Source organism: Azospirillum sp. TSO5 (assembly GCF_003116065.1).
Taxonomy (GTDB): Bacteria; Pseudomonadota; Alphaproteobacteria; order Azospirillales; family Azospirillaceae; genus Azospirillum.
Genome location: NZ_LGQY01000130.1, coordinates 1 through 15,817 on the forward strand (window position 1 = coordinate 1; position 15,817 = coordinate 15,817).

Here is a 15,817-nt window from a genome sequence, read left to right on the forward strand (position 1 = left end):
GGCAGCCGGTAGAGCAGCGACAGGATCATGGTGTTGATCGCCACCGACTTGCCCGAGCCGGTGGTGCCGGCGACCAGCAGGTGCGGCATGCGGGCGAGGTCGGCCACCACCGGCTCGCCGCTGATGTCCTTGCCCAGCGCGATGGCGAGCTGCGCCGTGGTGTTGCGGAAGGCGTCGTGGTCGAAGCTTTCGCGCAAATAGACCATCTCGCGAACCGGGTTCGGCAGCTCGACGCCGATGACGCTGCGGCCGGGGACGATGGCGATGCGGGCGGTCACCACGCTCATCGAGCGGGCGATGTCGTCGGTCAGGTTGATGACGGTCGCCGACTTGGTGCCGGGGGCCGGCTCGAACTCGTACAGCGTCACCACCGGGCCGGGGCGGACGTCCATGATCTCGCCGCGGACGCGGAAGTTCTTCAGGACGGTTTCCAGCATCCGCGCGTTGCGGGCCAGCACCGATTCGTCATGCTGCTGGACCGGGCGCGGCGGCGGGTTCTGCAGCAGCGAGACGGCGGGCAGCGAGTAGACGGCGGGATACTCCACCGGCTCCGCCGGAGCGGCGGGCGCGCAGGGGGCCACCGCCGCCGGCATGGAGGCTGGAACGGGGGCCGGAACGGGGGCTGCCGCAGCCGGGGCGGCCTCGCACGGGGCGGTGGCGGGCGCTTCGGCCTCCGCCGGGTCGCGCGCCTCATAGGCCCATTCGACGCCGGACAGGAAGGCGAAGCCGGCGACTACCGCCAGCGCCTCGTCCGACAGGTTGGTGGAATAGACGGTGCCGGCGCGCGGCGTGCCGGGCAGAACCTCCACATCCCACATCACGCGGCCGTCGGGGCGCGGGTTGGGGACGAGGTTGAAGGGGCGGCCGTTCAGCGCGCACCACAGATTGAACTCGTCGGCGGTCACCACGCCCGCCTGGGTGGGCGGGGCGGCGAGATGCGGCATACGCGGGGTCATGCCGAGGCTCCCGGCTTCTGAACGGTGAGGGGGACTGGACCGGAGGAGGAGCCGCCCGGCAGGGGTGGGCGCGCCGCCAGCTCGCGCGGCGTCATCTCGTAGGCGGCGACCAGCAGCTTGTCGATGCTGACCCCGTCGCTGGACATCGGCAGCACCAGCCGTTCGAAGCTGCGGGTGCGCCCGCCGAAGACGGCGGTGTGGACACGGGCGACGGGCAGCCGTTCGCGGCGCACCGTCTCGTATTCCGGCTGAAGCAATGCCCGCTGTTCGGGCGGCAGATCGTCCAGCGTGGCGCCCAGGCGCGACTGGCCGAAGGCGGCGGCCAGCGCCTTGCCGTAATAGGAATAGACGAAGGTGCCGGATTCCTCCCCGATCACCTCGAACACGGCGATGTTGTCCTTCCACGGCCGCAAATCGGCCGGGGCGATGCTGCTGGGGACCGGCGGACGGCCGGCGACGGATTTGGTGAGCCAGAATTCGAGCAGGCCGCTGAGATACGGCGTCGCCAGCTCGGTTCTTTCCTTGGTCATGACAATCGCAGCTGGACGGGCGGCGCCCCCGCGGGGTAACGCCGCCGGAGCTTTCAAGAGCCGCCCGAACCATACCCGCAAGGGCCGGTGTGGCGCAACCGCAAGGGCTAAGCCCGGCAGGGGCGCCGCACCCCTGTGTTTACCCGCGCTTCATCAGGCCGCGCCAATAACGCCGCGCCAATCAGGCCGCACAAGTGACGCCGGTGCCGCCCAGCCCGCAATAGCCGTTGGGATTCTTGGCGAGATACTGCTGGTGGTAGCCTTCGGCGAAGTAGAAGGGCGGGGCCTCGCGGATCTCGGTGGTGATCGGACCGTAGCCGGCCTGGGCCAGCCGCTCCTGATAGGCGGCCAGCGTCGACTCCGCCGCCGCTTGCTGGGCGGGGCTGTGGGTGTAGACGGCGGAGCGGTACTGGGTGCCGACATCATTGCCCTGGCGCATGCCCTGGGTCGGATCGTGCGATTCCCAGAAGACGCGCAGCAGATCCTCGACCTTCACCATCGCCGGGTCGTAGACGACGCGCACCGCCTCGGTATGGCCGGTGCGGCCGGAGCAGACCTCTTCATAAGTCGGGTTCGGGGTGTGGCCGCCCTGATAGCCGACGGCGGTCACCCAGACGCCGGGAAGCTGCCAGAACTTGCGCTCCGCCCCCCAGAAGCAGCCGAGCCCAAGGTCGATGACCTCCAGCCCCGGCGGATAGGGGCCGGTCAGGCGATGGCCGTTGACGTGATGCTGTCCGGGAACCGGAACGGGTTGGCTGCGGCCGGGCAGCGCCTCCTCCGGCGTCGGCAGCGTCGCCGGCTTGCGCAGAAAATGCCCCAGCATGGTCGAGTCTCCCATCAATGACGATCCTGTGGATCGATGACGATCCGTTGGAGGGACCACTTATGTCGGGTGGCGGGCCGACTGCGGCAAGGTGGCGCAGGGGGCGGAAGGCGGGAAGGGAGGTGTCGTGAACCTTCAGGCGTTTCCATGCGTTTGACCAGAGGACCCGCGAGGATCTTGAACAAGGAGAGCCATCATGGCCAGCAGCACAGACGACCGTCTCATCCAATCGCTGATCGACCGTGGCCGCCGCAACGGCAACCGCCTGAGCGCCGAAGCGCTGGGCGAGATCCTGCCTGTCGATACCATGACCCCGGAGGAAACCGCCGCGGTGATCGAGCGGGTGGAGGCTGCCGGAGTCGAGGTCGAACTGGACGATTCCCGCCTGATGCGCGGCCGCCCCAATCCGGCATTGGCGCGCCAGCGCGGCGACTATCACCGCGGCGACGGCGTGGTGGACATTGCGAGCCCGGCGGCCCCGGCGGTGTCGGCTCCGGGTGCGGTTCCGTCGCGCCATGGCTGGGCCGACGACATCGCGGACGGCCATGCCGGCGGCCATCACGGCAATGCGCCGACCTGGAAGCGTGACGGCGTGGAACTGCTGCCGCTGGCTTCCATGGCCGTGGTTGCGGTGGTGCTGATCGCGGCGCTCGGCTAAGCCGGCTTACCCGGCGGCCAGCGCGTGGATGAGGATGGCGGCGGTGGCGGCGACGTTCAGCGACTGGACGCGCCCGCTGCCGGGGATGGTCAGCACCGCCTCGCAGGCTGCCAGGGTGGCCGGCGGGATGCCGTCCTCCTCGTTGCCCAGCACGACGGCCGGCGGCTTCACACTCTGTTTGCCGCGCCAGCCGGTCAGCGCGCCGGCATCGACCGTCGGCCGGGTCTGGTCCAGCGCCGTTCCGAACACCCGGTGGCTGGCGCGCAGCCGTTTCAGCACGGCCGGCAGGGCGGGGGCGCGCTCCAGCGTCACCCACTCGAACCCGCCCTCCGCCACGCGATAGGCGGCTTCCGACGGCAAGGCCTGGCCGGGATGGTCGGAGACCAGGACGCGGGGCAGGCCGAAGAAGGCGGCGGTGCGCAGGATGGCGCCCAGATTGTGCGGGTTGCCGACGCCGTCGAGGATCAGCAGCGGCTCCGCCGCCCGGCGCGCGGCCTCCGTATCGAACAGCGGCAGCGTCCGCGGCGCCATCAGCGCCACCACCCCGCCATGCAGCACGGTGCCGGCGACCTTCGCCAGTTCGTCCGCCTCCACCATGCGGTAGGGCTTGCGGGCCGCCGCCATCGCCTTGCAGTAGGCGCCCACCGCCGGTTTCAGCCGCTCGTCGAAGAACAGGCGCTCCACCCGCTCCGGCTCATGGGCAAAGAGGGCGGAGACGGCGGCCAGCCCGGCGACGCGGAACAGCTTGCGCTGGTCGACGCTGTCGGGTGCCGGGACGGAGGGGGAGGGATGGGCGGCGGTCCGGGAACGGGCGCGGCTGGGTTGGGGCGGGCGCCCGCGCGGAGGCATGGAGGTCCTGTCTGTCTGGAAGAAGTGGCGGCTTACAGCAGCTTCACCACCAGGAAGCCGCCGACCAGCGCCACCGCGAACACGCTGGTGACCAGGGTCAGCCGCTTTTCGATGAAGGCGCGGATCGGCGGACCGAAGAAATACAGCAGCGCCGCCACCAGATAGAAGCGGATCGACCGCGAGATGATCGAGGCGCCGATGAACACCCACAGCGGCAGATGCGCGACGCCGGCGGTGATGGTCAGCAGCTTGTAGGGGATGGGCGTCATGCCCTTGATGATGAGGATCTCGGCCCCGTACTCGACGAAGGTGTGGCGCAGCTGCTCGAACTTGTCGGTCAGGTGATAGAAATCGATCACCCAGCGGCCGATCGTCTCGTACAGGAAATAGCCGATCATGTAGCCGGCGATGCCGCCGACGACGGATGCCAGCGTGCAGATCGTCGCCAGCTTCCACGCCGCCTTGCGGTTGGCCATGACCATCGGCACCAGCAGCAGGTCCGGCGGCAGCGGGAAGAAGGAGCTTTCGGCAAAAGATACCCCGGCCAGCCAGGCGGTCGAATCCTTCGACGCGGCCTTGGCCATGGTCCAGTCGTAAAGACGCTTCATCATGAATGGTCCGCCCTTCGTCGCTGCCGTTGCGGTGCACAAGGCATCTTTTAGGCGCGACGGTCCCGGTGCGCCAGTGCCCAATTCGACCGCCCCCCGGACAGGGAGAAGCCCTCCGGAGGCGTTAGCCCATTCCGGCCGGACCTGTGCCGGGCTTTTCTTCGGGAGCTTCCTCCTTCAGCACCTCGTCCAGCCAGCGCAGGTGCGGCTCGGCGGCCTTGCGCGCCTCTTCCTGGGTCTGGCGGTAGCGGGCGACCATCTCCTGGCCCAGCGGGGTCAGGCCGGCGCCGCCGCCTTCCCGCCCGCCGACGCTGGTGCGGATCACCGGCTCGCGGAAGGCGGTGTTCATCGTCTCCACCAGGAACCAGGCGCGGCGAAAGGTCATGTCCAGCGAGCGCGCGGCGGCGGAGATCGAGCCGGTGCGGTCGATGGCCTCCAGCAGGGCGATCTTGCCGGGGCCGATGGCGCCCGACGGGTGCAGGAAGCGGACACGAAGGTCGGCGGGCATGGTGTTCCGTTGCGAATCCGAAAGGGATGGGAACAACCATGTGGGGTCCGCCCCACCGGTTCAAGCGGCAAGTGGGGCGAACCTTGTCCTGCGCACCTTACCCCGCGATCCTCACTCCGCCCCGGCGGCCTCGGCGAGGCCCAGGAAGGCGGGCAGGTCGTGGGTGATGACATAGGTGGGGATCGGGGCCAGGAAGTCGCGCATGCGGCCCTTTTCCGTGAAGCGCTTGCGGAAGCGGGAGTGGGTGAACAGCGTGCCCAGCTTCGGCACGATGCCGCCGGCGATATAGACGCCGCCGCGCGCGCCCAGCGTCAAAGCGAGGTTGCCGGCGACGGTGCCCAGCATGGCGCAGAACATCTCCACCGCCTCCACGCAATGGGGTTCGCTGCCGGTCAGGGCGTTGTCGGCCACCTGGGCGGGGGTGAGGGCGGCCGGTTCCCGCCCATCCAGGATCGACAGCGCGCCATAGAGGTTGACGAGGCCCGGCCCGGACAGCACCCGCTCGGCCGAGACATGGTCGAAGCTCTTGCGCAGCTGGCCCAGCACGGCGCTCTCGCGGTCGCTGATCGGCGCCATGCTGACATGGCCCCCTTCACCCGACAGCGCGGTCCAGCGGCCGTTGGCGCCCGGCACCAGACCGGACACGCCCAGCCCGCTGCCCGGCCCCAGCACCCCGACGACGGCCCCCGGCTGCGGCGCACCGTCGCCGATCGGGCGCCGGTCCTCGTCAGCCAGACGCGGCACCGACAGGGCGACGGCGGTGAAGTCGTTGATCACGACCAGCCCGTCCAGCCCCAGGGCATCGCGCACCCGGTTGACGGAGAACTCCCAGACCAGATTGGTCATGGCGATGTGGTCGCCGGTGACCGGCCCAGCCACCGCGAAGGCGCCGCGCCGCGGCCGGCCGGGAGTGCCGACCGCCGCCAGCCCGACCGCCGACAGATAGGCGTTCGCCGCATCCTCGATCGAGGCGTAATCGGCGCAGCGCAGCACGCGGGTGTCGCGGACGATCCGGCCGTCGATCAGACCGAAGCGGGCATTGGTGCCGCCGATGTCGGCGACAAGGATGGGAGCCGGGGTGGAGGAGAGATCGGCGGCCATGGATCCGGGTCTGCGTTGTTGGTGGGCCGAGCGGATGCTCGTTTGATGGACCGAGCGGATGCTCAGGTGACCGGAAAGTCATACGGTGCCCGGGTCAGCGCGTCCACATAGCTTTCACGCCACCAGCTGATGTCGTGCCGGCGCAGGGTCTGCATCAGGGCGGCATGGCGTTCCTTGCGCTCGCCCAGCGGCATGGTCAGCGCCCGCTGCAGCGCGTCGCCGACGCCCTCGATGTCGAAGGGGTTGACGATCAGCGCCTCGCCCATCTCATGGGCGGCGCCGGCGAACTGCGACAGTACCAGCACGCCCGGATTGTCCGCATCCTGGCAGGCGACATACTCCTTCGCGACGAGGTTCATGCCGTCGCGCAGCGGCGTCACCAGCCCGACATTGGCCAGCCGGTAGAAGCCCGCCAGTACGCGCTGTCCGAAGCTGCGGTTCAGGTAGCGGATCGGTTGCCAGTCGAACTCGGCGAATCGGCCGTTGATGCGGCCGGCCATCTCCGACAGCTCTCGGCGGATGGCGATGTATTCCGGCACATCCTCGCGCGAGGGCGGGGCGACCTGCAGGAAGGAGACGCGGTTGCAATGCTCCGGATAGCTTTCCAGCAGTTGTTCGAAGGCGGCGAAGCGCTGCGGCAGGCCCTTCGAATAGTCGAGCCGGTCGACGCCGATGATCAGGCGGCGGCCGACCAGACTTTCGCGCAGACGTTCGGCCTGCCGCGAGCGGCCGGCGGTGCGGGCCAGGCTTTCCAGCGCTTCGGTATCGATGCTGATGGGAAAGACCTTCGCCAGCAGGGTGCGCCCGAAGGCGCGGATCATCGCCGTCCCGTAGGCGCCGCGCTGTTCCACCGTGCCGTCGGTCTCGGTGCGGATATAGTCGCAGAAGCCGCGCAGGTCGGTGGCGGTGTGGAAGCCCACCAGATCATAGGCGCACAGTTCGCGGATCAGGTCGCGGTGGTTGGGCAGGGCGGTCAGCAGTTCCGGCGGCGGGAAGGGCGTGTGCAGGAAGAAGCCCATGCGCTGCGAACAGCCGCGGCGGCGCAGCTCGTCGCCGAAGGGGATCAGGTGATAGTCGTGGACCCAGATCATGTCGTCCGGGCGCAGCAGCGGCTCCAGCTTGTCGGCGAAATAGGCGTTGACCCGCTCGTATCCTTCGCGCGTGCGCCGGTTTACCGAGATCAGGCCCAGCCGGTAATGGAACAGCGGCCATAAGGTCTGGTTGGCGAAGCCGTTGTAATATTCCTCGTGGTCGCGGCGGCCCAGATCCAGCGTGGCATAGGTCAGCTTGCCGGCCTCCGTCCGGGTCGGTTCCGCCTGGGACTCGCCATCGACGACCTTTCCGCTCCACCCGAACCAGATGCCGCCGGTCTTCTTCAAGGCCGCCAGGATGGCGACGGCGAGGCCGCCGGCCGCCTGTTTGCCCTCTTCCATCAGGGCCACCCGGTTGGATACGACGACGAGCCTGCTCACGATGTTCTTCTCCTTATTGGCCGCCGGCAGGGCGTTCCGCAGTCCGCGAAGTCCGGCTGTCCTGGTGGACACCCTATGCGGGACCACTACGAAACGACGATGGGCGGGCTTGGTTCCGAGCGCCGGCCGTCAAGCTCAAGACGCTGGTCCGAAGGTCCGGCGCTCCCTGTCCTTTGGGTCAGATCACTCCACGAAGGGTTATGGTGCGGCGCAGCATGACTTGCTGAGGCGCTATCCGGTTCGCGATACCTCCAACTCCGGTTAACGCAATGTAATGAATAAGAAATTCTTTTTTGGCTTGAAGCCGGGCGGCGCCGCGTTCATATTGTGCAGTGCGGCAACGGTCGCGCCTCGGCGTGGACGTTGGCGTAACGCACTTCTTGGGCGTTTCCTCCCTAGACTGAGGCCGCGGGTCCGCCCGCGGCCCTTTTTTTGTGCCAAAGGCTCCCGGAGCCGACGCGACAGCGCGCCGCCCCGGAAGAGGTCGCAGCGGTGCCAAGCCGAAGCTTGGCCCTGACGTGATAGGGCGAAACTGTGGCAGAGACGGGGCAATGGTCCCTTACGGGCGTCTCATCCGCGGATCAGCGCGGACCCAGACCGTGGGGCGGCAGCAGGCCCAGCGTGTCGACCAATTCCGTCATGTGGCGGGCGAGAACGTCCAGGTAGGGCAGGCGTTTCAGCGCCGCCTCGTCCATGTAGAGGTCGCGGGCGATTTCGATCTGAAGCGTGTGGATGCCCTGGCGCGGCCGGCCGTAATGGCGGGTGGTGTAGCCGCCGGCATAGGGATTGTTGCGGCTGACGGCATAGCCCAGCCCGCACAGATACTCCTCGGCCGCGTCGATCACCGCCGGGGCGCAGGCGTTGCCGAAGCAGTCGCCCAGCACGATGTCGGGATGGCCGGCGCCGCGCCCGCCGCCCCGACCGCCGCCCCGCCGTCCATCGGTGGTGGCGCTGGCGGACGGCATGGAATGGCAGTCGATCAGCAGCACGTGGCCGAAGGCGTCGTGGGTTGCGTCCACCAGCTGGCGCAGGGCGTTGTGATAGGGGGTGTAGCAGCGGCTGACCCGGTCCAGCGCCTCGGTGAAGCGCAGCTTGCCCTTGTAGATGTCCTCGCCGTTGGCGACCACCCGGGCGATGGTGCCCAGCCCCGCCGCCACCCGGGGCGAACGGGTGTTGACATAGGCCGGCAGCGGATCGGCGAACATCTCCGGGTCCAGCTCGTAGGCTTCGCGGTTGACGTCCAGATAGGCGCGCGGGAACAGAGCGCGGATCAGCGGCACGCCCAAGCCGGGGGCGAAGGCGAAGATCTCGTCGACGAAGCAGTCCTCCGACTTGCGCAACGCGCGGGCATCCAGGCGGGATGAGGCGAGAAACGCGGCGGAATAAGCGTTCCCGCTGTGCGGCGACGCCAGCACGAGCGGCAGCCTCTGGCTCTGCGGGGCCAGGATTTCGAAGGCCGGGGCGTTGGGCGGCTGAGCGTCGGCGTCCGGATCGGGGCCGGCGTCGCGCTGCGCGTCGAAGGAGGCGTCCATGGTCGAATGATGTAATGGACACCAGCCGCCGTGTCACGGGACCTCTGTCACGGGATTGGCCGCCGCTCTATCGCCGGCGGATAAAAAAAGCGGGTGGGGCCATGAAAGGGCTTGCGTGTGGGCAAGGAGGTCGGTATACACCCGCCCACGCCGGACGGAACGACGCCAAACGCTCCGCCACCGGCCGCTACAGTGGGCGGTTAGCTCAGCGGGAGAGCACTACGTTGACATCGTAGGGGTCACTGGTTCAATCCCAGTACCGCCCACCATTCTGAAGGCCGCGAACCGGAACGGGTTCGCGGCCTTCGCCGTTTTCGGGCTTCCGCGGCTTTTCGATTGTTGCATAGCTGAACTCTGCACATTCGGATCGCGGACTCTCGCCAGATCCTTCCCTGCACCGTACCATCCGGTCGGCAAACAAAGCATTGGGAGGATCTTCATGCCCGTCCATACCCTGCGCCGCAGCGGCCGGAGCCTTGCCGCCGTGGTCGGCGCGGTTCTGGTCTGTGCCGTCGCCGCCCTGTCGTCCACCGGAGCCGCAGCGCAGACCGCTCCCTCCGCCCAAGCGGCCGCCCACGCGACCGCCCAGGAGTCGCGGTTGGATGCGGTGATCTCGGCGGGCACGCTGCGCGTCGGCACCACCGGCGACTACAAGCCCTTCACCTACCTGAACCCGCAGACCCAGAAGTTCGAGGGCATGGACATCGACCTCGCCGAAGCCATGGGCAAAGCGCTGGGCGTCAAGGTTGAGTTCGTGAAGACGACGTGGGGCAACCTGCTGCCCGACCTGCTGGCCGACAAGTATGACATTGCCGTCGGCGGTGTTTCCGTGACGCTGGAGCGGCAGAAGAAGGCGCTGTTCTCCGATGCGCTGATGCGCGACGGCAAGACGCCGATCACCCGCTGCGAGAACAAGGACCGCTTCCAGACCGTCGCCGACATCGATAAGCCCGGCGTCCGCCTGATCGTCAACCCCGGCGGCACCAACGAGAAATTCGCCCGCGCCAACATCCACACTGCCCAGATCGAGGTGCATCCGGACAACGTCACCATCTTCGACCAGATCGTCGCCGGCAAGGCCGACCTGATGATCACCGATGCGGTGGAGACCCGGCTTCAGCAGAAGCTGCATCCGGAGCTGTGCGCCGTCCATCCGGACAAGCCCTTCGATTTTTCGGAAAAGGCCTTCCTGCTGCCGCGCGACATCGTGCTGAAGCTGTGGGTCGACCAGTGGCTGCACCAGGCCGTCGCCACCGGCCAGTATCAGGCGGTGTTCGACCGCTGGCTGAAGTAGCGGACGCTTGGGAATGCCGTCCCGCCGTCCGCAGGCGCGGCGGCATTCCCGTCCGGTCGGACAGCATTCGCAAGTACGGGCAAAACTGGCGGTTCAGCCGGGAGCATGGTCCAAAAGCATCAAGGGCCCGGCGATTGCTCGCCGAGCCCTTGATCGATTTGGTGGAGCCAAGGAGGATCGAACTCCTGACCTCTACAATGCCATTGTAGCGCTCTCCCAGCTGAGCTATGGCCCCTTTAACTCTGGGGGCCGGTCGTTTCCGTCCGGCCTTGGTGGAGCGGGATAATAGTCAGGCGGTGGAGTGATGCAAGCGGAAAATTCGCCCCGCCGCGCTTTTTTTCACCACTCCGCCTGACCTCCCGCACCCACCGGAAAGCAGTCACCGGGAAGGGCGCCGGTCAGCGCTCCTCCTCGTCCTCGCCTTCGACATCGACGACCTCGTCCATGTCGTCCTCACCCAGTTCCGACGTGTCCTCGATCAGGACGTCGTCCTCATCCTCGGTGGTGTCGTCGGCTTCCTCGATGTCGTCGACGGACATGTCGTCCTCGACGTCCTCCAGTTCCGTGGTCTCGGTCTCAGCCTCGGCCTCTTCCTCGTCCTCCGCCACGGCCACCACCTTCTTGGTGTCGTCGGCCGGGGCCGGACGGGCCTTGCGGGACTTCAGCAGAGCCTCGGGATCGAACTGCGCGCCACAGCTCGGGCAGACCGGCGGGTCCTTGCGCATGTCATAGTAACGAGCGCCACAGCTCGGGCAGATGCGCTTGACGCCCCATTCGGGTTTGGCCACGCCACGTCCTCCGTCACAAAAATCAGGGGGTTCTCAAGAGGCGCCCTTTGCCATGCCCTGAGACGCTTGTCAAAAAAAAGATGAAGCGGCCGGGTGATCGCCGCGCCGCAGCGGCAGCGGGAAAGAGGTATCCCGCCCGGGCAGGGGTTGCCTTTACAGGGCGTTAACCATAACTCGCTAGAACGGACCTGCACAGTGTGCAACTCCTCCATTTGGTTTCCTCCTTGAACTCGGGGCCGCCTTCGGGCGGCCTCTTTTCATTTGTGCGCCGCACAAGCTCTGGCGGGGATGGAAAGGGGCCCATCCTCTCGCATCGGGGCGGGGGCTGTGATAGGAACGGCGGCCATAACCGCTTCCCGTTCCGATCCGAAGGACCCGTCCCATGACGCACGCAAGGCCGCTGCGCTCCACCACCACCGGCGCGATCCGGGGCAGCATCCGTGTGCCCGGCGACAAATCGATCTCGCACCGGTCGCTGATGCTGGGCGCCATCGCGGTGGGCGAGACGGTGATCCACGGCCTGCTGGAAGGGGAAGACGTCCTGCACACCGCAGCGGCCATGCGCCTGCTGGGGGCTGAGGCGGAGCGTGAAGACAACGGCCAGGGGGCCGGGGTCTGGCGCGTGCGCGGCGTCGGGCTGGGAGCGTTGCAGGAACCGGCGCAGGTTCTGGACATGGGCAACAGCGGCACCGCCGCCCGCCTGCTGATGGGGCTGGTCGCCGGCCACCCGATCACCTGCGTCTTCACGGGCGACGCCTCGCTGAACAAGCGGCCGATGGCCCGCGTCACCAAGCCGCTGGAGGAGATGGGCGCCCGCTTCGTCGGCCGTTCCGGCGGACGCCTGCCGCTGACCGTGGTCGGCAGCGGCGATCTGGTCCCGATCACCTATCGCCTGCCGGTGGCCTCCGCCCAGGTCAAGTCGGCGATCCTGCTGGCCGGCCTCAACACCGCCGGCGCCACCACGGTGATCGAGGCGGAGCCGACGCGCGACCATACCGAGCTGATGCTGCGCCATTTCGGCGCAACCGTGACGACCGAGCGGCTGGAGGACGGCGCGCTGGCCGTCACCGTCATCGGCCAGCCGGAACTGACCGGCCGCACCATCCATGTGCCGGCCGATCCCAGCAGCGCCGCCTTCCCGGCGGTCGCCGCCCTGCTGCGGCCGGGCTCGGAGTTGCTGCTGAACGATGTCGGTATGAACCCGCGCCGCACCGGCCTCTACGACACGCTGGTGGAGATGGGCGCCGATATCGCCTTCGAGAACCGCCGCGACCAGGCGGGCGAGCCGGTGGCCGACCTGCGGGTGAAGCACAGCGCGCTGAAGGGCATCGTGGTGCCGGCCGACCGCGCGCCGAGCATGATCGACGAATACCCGGTGCTGGCCGCCGCCGCCGCCTGTGCCGAGGGGACCACGGTGATGCTGGGCCTGAAGGAGCTGCGGGTGAAGGAGAGCGACCGCCTCGCCATGGTGGCGGAAGGCCTGACCCGCTGCGGCGTGTCGGTCGAGGTCGGTGCCGACGACAGCCTGACGGTGCACGGCACCGGCAAGCCGCCGAAGGGCGGCGCCACCGTCCTCACCGCCATGGATCACCGCATCGCCATGAGCTTCCTGGTGCTGGGCATGGCGTCGGAAGAGCCGATTTCGGTCGACGACGGCGCCTTCATCGACACCAGCTTCCCCGACTTCGTCGGTCTGATGAACGGGCTCGGCGCGAAGATCAGTGAGGCGTGAGGCGATGACGCAGCCGCTTTCCAATCAGGAGACTCCGGCCAGGGCGGTCGTCGTCGCCATCGACGGCCCGGCCGCCAGCGGCAAGGGCACCCTGTCGCAGCGCATCGCCGACGCCTTCGGCTTCGCCCATCTCGACACCGGCGTGCTGTACCGCGCGGTCGGCGTGTCGGTCCTCAGGGCCGGCGGCGATCCGGCCGATAACGCGGCGGCGGCGCGCGCCGCCTATGAGCTGCACCCCGAGCACCCGATCCTGCAGGAGGTGGCCCTGCGCACCGACGAGGCGGCGCAGGCGGCCAGCAAGGTGGCGGCGGTGCCGGAGGTGCGGGCGGCGCTTCTCGACTTCCAGCGGCGCTTCGCCTCCCACCCGCCGGGCGGCGCGCCGGGGGCGGTTCTGGACGGGCGCGACATCGGAACGGTGGTCTGTCCCGATGCCCAGGCCAAACTGTTCGTTACCGCTTCGGTGGAGGTCCGGGCCGAACGGCGACTCAAGGAGTTGCAGAGACGGGGGATTCCGGCTATATCCTCCGATGTCCTGGAGGACATGAAGGCTCGTGATGCGCGCGACAGCCAGAGAGCGGTGGCCCCGCTCCGTCCGGCTGTCGACGCTTTTGTGCTTGATACGTCCGCTCTCGATGCCGATCAGGTGTTCTCGATGGCGGTCGACCACATCGGTTCGAAAACCGGTCTGAAGCCCACGGCCTAAAGCCGCCGCTTCGGACTTCCGTTGACGGGCCGCCGGTGGCGGCGCGGGCGGGTCCGACGCCCTCCATGGAAAACCATCAACCAAGTCGCCGGGCGTGGTGCCCGGCGCGGCGGTTCGGTCGAGGTCCCACCCGTTTTGCCGCGGGAGGGACCGGAACGGGGCCGCTTTCGCGCCACCTTTAGGAGTTTCAATGGCACAGTCACTGGCCCGCACGGTCGAAAAGGAAAGCTTTGCGTCTCTGCTCGAAGAGTCGCTGGGCGCGGCCGAGTCGCTCGAAGGTACGGTCGTCAAGGGACGCGTCGTCGCCGTCGAGAACGACATGGTCACCATCGACGTCGGTCTGAAGTCGGAAGGCCGCGTCGCGCTGAAGGAATTCGCCGTTGCCGGCCAGCCGCCCGAGCTGAAGGCGGGCGACACCGTCGAGGTCTACCTCGAGCGGATGGAAGACAAGAACGGCGAGGCGATGCTGAGCCGTGAGAAGGCGAAGCGCGAAGAGGCCTGGGCCCTGCTGGAGAAGTCGTTCAACGACCAGACCCGCGTCACCGGCGTCATCTTCGGCCGCGTCAAGGGCGGCTTCACGGTCGACCTGTCGGGCGCCGTGGCCTTCCTGCCGGGCAGCCAGGTCGACATCCGTCCGGTCCGCGACATCTCCCCGCTGCTGGGCACCCCGCAGCCGTTCCAGATCCTGAAGATGGACCGCTCGCGCGGCAACATCGTCGTGTCGCGTCGCGCCGTGCTCGAAGAGAGCCGCGCCGAGGCCCGTTCGGAGCTGGTGGCCAACCTCAAGGAAGGCCAGATCCTCCAGGGCGTCGTCAAGAACATCACCGACTACGGTGCGTTCGTCGACCTGGGCGGCGTCGATGGCCTGCTGCACGTCACCGACATCGCGTGGCGCCGCATCAACCATCCGTCGGAAGCCCTGCAGATCGGCCAGACCGTCACGGTCCAGGTCATCCGCTTCAACCCGGAAACCCAGCGCATCAGCCTGGGCATGAAGCAGCTCGAAGCCGACCCGTGGGAAGGCGTCGAGGCCAAGTATCCGGTCGGCGCGAAGTTCAAGGGCCGCGTCACCAACATCACCGACTACGGCGCCTTCGTGGAGCTGGAGCCGGGGATCGAGGGCTTGGTCCACGTTTCGGAAATGTCCTGGACCAAGAAGAACGTCCATCCGGGCAAGATCGTGTCGACTTCGCAGGAAGTCGAGGTCATGGTCCTGGACGTCGATCCGCAGAAGCGCCGCATCAGCCTCGGCCTGAAGCAGTGCCTGGACAACCCGTGGGAGACCTTCACCGACAAGTTCGGTCCTGGCACCGAGCTGGAAGGCGAAGTCAAGAACATCACCGAGTTCGGTCTGTTCGTCGGCCTGCCGGGCGACATCGACGGCATGGTCCACATGTCCGATCTCGACTGGAACAAGTCGGGTGAAGAGGCGATCGCCGAGTACAAGAAGGGCGACCGCGTCAAGGTCAAGGTTCTCGACGTCGACGTCGAGAAGGAGCGCATCAGCCTCGGCATCAAGCAGCTGGCCAGCGATCCGTTCGAGTCGGCCACCGCCGGCCTGAAGAAGAACGAGGTCGTGACCTGCACCGTGACGCAGGTGACGGACGGCGGCATCGAAGTGACCGTCGGCGAGGGCTACACCGGCTTCATCCGCAAGTCGGACCTGTCCCGCGACCGTTCGGAACAGCGCCCGGACCGTTTCGCCGTCGGCGAAAAGGTCGACGCCAAGGTCACCCAGATCGACCGCGCTTCCCGCCGCATCTCGCTGTCCATCAAGGCCCGCGAGATGGAGGAAGAGAAGCAGGCGATGGCCGAGTTCGGTTCGTCCGACTCGGGCGCCTCGCTGGGCGACATCCTGGGCGCCGCTCTGAAGCGCAAGCAGCAGAACGACGAGTGATCGTCTGAGGCCATCCTCCCCTGCGGCAACGTGGGGGAGGGGGCATAGCGATCTCCCGGAAGGGTAAGAGAAAGGCCGCGTCCCGCTTGGGGCGCGGCCTTTTTCGTTGTGGGCTGACGATGGGCGGCAGGGTGCTGCAGTGTCGGGCAAGATCGACACGGATTTCACGGATTTGAGCACGGATTTCACGGATGTGGCGTTGCCGGTCCGTCGCTGGTCAAGCAGCGGTATCGTCGATGAACCAGGATCGAACTTGCATCATGGTCGCTGGTCGGCGGGGGACGCGTTTCCCAAGCCAAAGAAAAATCCGTGTAATCCGTGCCTAAATCCGCGAAATCCGTGTCAAACCTTGCGTGCTCATCCTCG

Annotated in this window: 15 protein-coding genes and 2 tRNA genes; 6 read left to right on the forward strand and 11 right to left on the reverse strand. The window is 67.8% G+C overall.

Annotated features, from left to right (window positions below; genetic code table 11):
- From TSO5_RS27890 to msrA, 3 genes are all read right to left on the reverse strand, one after another.
- Positions 1 to 956 (reverse strand): DNA translocase FtsK (locus tag TSO5_RS27890; protein ID WP_282183540.1); only part of this gene is annotated, 956 nt, incomplete at its 3' end.
- A complete protein-coding gene (locus tag TSO5_RS27895) occupies positions 953 to 1,486 on the reverse strand; it encodes a PAS domain-containing protein (protein ID WP_109154671.1) in 534 nt (177 codons plus the stop codon). The genes TSO5_RS27890 and TSO5_RS27895, both read right to left, overlap by 4 nt.
- Before the next feature lie 181 nt (positions 1,487 to 1,667).
- Positions 1,668 to 2,309 (reverse strand): peptide-methionine (S)-S-oxide reductase MsrA, encoded by a 642-nt coding sequence (gene msrA / locus TSO5_RS27900; RefSeq protein ID WP_109154672.1) that lies wholly within the window; start codon positions 2,307 to 2,309, stop codon positions 1,668 to 1,670.
- A 196-nt stretch (positions 2,310 to 2,505) separates the two neighbouring features.
- On the opposite strand from msrA, the gene TSO5_RS27905 reads away from it, so the two are divergent.
- On the forward strand, positions 2,506 to 2,967 hold the full coding sequence (locus TSO5_RS27905; RefSeq protein ID WP_109154673.1) for an RNA polymerase sigma factor region1.1 domain-containing protein: 462 nt from the start codon (positions 2,506 to 2,508) through the stop codon (positions 2,965 to 2,967).
- A gap of 6 nt (positions 2,968 to 2,973) precedes the next feature.
- Here TSO5_RS27905 and TSO5_RS27910 read toward each other — a convergent pair whose 3' ends face one another.
- The 6 genes from TSO5_RS27910 to TSO5_RS27935 all read right to left on the reverse strand — a co-directional run bounded on the left by TSO5_RS27910 (position 2,974) and on the right by TSO5_RS27935 (position 9,037).
- Positions 2,974 to 3,816, reverse strand: a complete 843-nt coding sequence (locus TSO5_RS27910; RefSeq protein ID WP_109154674.1) for an RNA methyltransferase — start codon at positions 3,814 to 3,816, stop codon at positions 2,974 to 2,976.
- Positions 3,817 to 3,848: 32 nt separating this feature from the next.
- A complete protein-coding gene (locus TSO5_RS27915) occupies positions 3,849 to 4,427 on the reverse strand; it encodes a YqaA family protein (RefSeq protein ID WP_109073322.1) in 579 nt (192 codons plus the stop codon).
- Between the two features lie 121 nt (positions 4,428 to 4,548).
- Entirely contained in the window at positions 4,549 to 4,932 is a 384-nt protein-coding gene (locus TSO5_RS27920; protein WP_109154675.1) for a LysR family transcriptional regulator, read from the reverse strand.
- Positions 4,933 to 5,043: 111 nt separating this feature from the next.
- Entirely contained in the window at positions 5,044 to 6,033 is a 990-nt protein-coding gene (locus tag TSO5_RS27925; protein WP_109154676.1) for a glucokinase, read from the reverse strand.
- Between the two features lie 62 nt (positions 6,034 to 6,095).
- A complete protein-coding gene (gene otsA, locus TSO5_RS27930) occupies positions 6,096 to 7,505 on the reverse strand; it encodes an alpha,alpha-trehalose-phosphate synthase (UDP-forming) (protein ID WP_109154677.1) in 1,410 nt (469 codons plus the stop codon).
- A gap of 581 nt (positions 7,506 to 8,086) precedes the next feature.
- Positions 8,087 to 9,037, reverse strand: coding sequence for an N-formylglutamate amidohydrolase (locus TSO5_RS27935; RefSeq protein WP_109154678.1), 951 nt, complete (start codon positions 9,035 to 9,037; stop codon positions 8,087 to 8,089).
- 194 nt (positions 9,038 to 9,231) lie between these two features.
- On the opposite strand from TSO5_RS27935, the gene TSO5_RS27940 reads away from it, so the two are divergent.
- Together TSO5_RS27940 and TSO5_RS27945 are read left to right on the forward strand one after the other, a co-directional pair.
- Positions 9,232 to 9,306 (forward strand) — tRNA-Val (locus TSO5_RS27940).
- Between the two features lie 170 nt (positions 9,307 to 9,476).
- On the forward strand, positions 9,477 to 10,331 hold the full coding sequence (locus TSO5_RS27945; RefSeq protein WP_109154679.1) for a transporter substrate-binding domain-containing protein: 855 nt from the start codon (positions 9,477 to 9,479) through the stop codon (positions 10,329 to 10,331).
- A 159-nt stretch (positions 10,332 to 10,490) separates the two neighbouring features.
- Here TSO5_RS27945 and TSO5_RS27950 read toward each other — a convergent pair.
- Both TSO5_RS27950 and TSO5_RS27955 read right to left on the reverse strand, forming a co-directional pair.
- Positions 10,491 to 10,566 (reverse strand) — tRNA-Ala (locus TSO5_RS27950).
- A gap of 163 nt (positions 10,567 to 10,729) precedes the next feature.
- The gene (locus TSO5_RS27955; protein WP_109073328.1) at positions 10,730 to 11,119 is read right to left on the reverse strand and encodes a TIGR02300 family protein; all 390 of its coding nucleotides are present in this window, start codon (positions 11,117 to 11,119) and stop codon (positions 10,730 to 10,732) included.
- 382 nt (positions 11,120 to 11,501) lie between these two features.
- Between TSO5_RS27955 and aroA the strand changes: the two genes are divergently transcribed.
- The 3 genes from aroA (at position 11,502) to rpsA (ending at position 15,451) form a co-directional block, all read left to right on the forward strand.
- Complete coding sequence (gene aroA / locus TSO5_RS27960; RefSeq protein WP_109154680.1) at positions 11,502 to 12,851, forward strand: 3-phosphoshikimate 1-carboxyvinyltransferase; 1,350 nt, start codon at positions 11,502 to 11,504, stop codon at positions 12,849 to 12,851.
- A 4-nt stretch (positions 12,852 to 12,855) separates the two neighbouring features.
- On the forward strand, positions 12,856 to 13,554 hold the full coding sequence (gene cmk, locus TSO5_RS27965; protein WP_109154681.1) for a (d)CMP kinase: 699 nt from the start codon (positions 12,856 to 12,858) through the stop codon (positions 13,552 to 13,554).
- A gap of 190 nt (positions 13,555 to 13,744) precedes the next feature.
- Positions 13,745 to 15,451, forward strand: coding sequence for a 30S ribosomal protein S1 (gene rpsA, locus TSO5_RS27970; protein ID WP_042694362.1), 1,707 nt, complete (start codon positions 13,745 to 13,747; stop codon positions 15,449 to 15,451).
- Positions 15,452 to 15,817 lie beyond the last annotated feature (366 nt).

Bases quoted from the DNA above. Each gene is read 5' to 3' on its own strand.
- TSO5_RS27895 (WP_109154671.1), bottom strand. From the start codon at position 1,486: ATGACCAAGGAAAGAACCGAGCTGGCGACGCCGTATCTCAGCGGCCTG.
- msrA (WP_109154672.1), bottom strand. From the start codon at position 2,309: ATGCTGGGGCATTTTCTGCGCAAGCCGGCGACGCTGCCGACGCCGGAG.
- TSO5_RS27905 (WP_109154673.1), top strand. From the start codon at position 2,506: ATGGCCAGCAGCACAGACGACCGTCTCATCCAATCGCTGATCGACCGT.
- TSO5_RS27910 (WP_109154674.1), bottom strand. From the start codon at position 3,816: ATGCCTCCGCGCGGGCGCCCGCCCCAACCCAGCCGCGCCCGTTCCCGG.
- TSO5_RS27915 (WP_109073322.1), bottom strand. From the start codon at position 4,427: ATGATGAAGCGTCTTTACGACTGGACCATGGCCAAGGCCGCGTCGAAG.
- TSO5_RS27920 (WP_109154675.1), bottom strand. From the start codon at position 4,932: ATGCCCGCCGACCTTCGTGTCCGCTTCCTGCACCCGTCGGGCGCCATC.
- TSO5_RS27925 (WP_109154676.1), bottom strand. From the start codon at position 6,033: ATGGCCGCCGATCTCTCCTCCACCCCGGCTCCCATCCTTGTCGCCGAC.
- TSO5_RS27935 (WP_109154678.1), bottom strand. From the start codon at position 9,037: ATGGACGCCTCCTTCGACGCGCAGCGCGACGCCGGCCCCGATCCGGAC.
- TSO5_RS27945 (WP_109154679.1), top strand. From the start codon at position 9,477: ATGCCCGTCCATACCCTGCGCCGCAGCGGCCGGAGCCTTGCCGCCGTG.
- aroA (WP_109154680.1), top strand. From the start codon at position 11,502: ATGACGCACGCAAGGCCGCTGCGCTCCACCACCACCGGCGCGATCCGG.
- cmk (WP_109154681.1), top strand. From the start codon at position 12,856: ATGACGCAGCCGCTTTCCAATCAGGAGACTCCGGCCAGGGCGGTCGTC.
- rpsA (WP_042694362.1), top strand. From the start codon at position 13,745: ATGGCACAGTCACTGGCCCGCACGGTCGAAAAGGAAAGCTTTGCGTCT.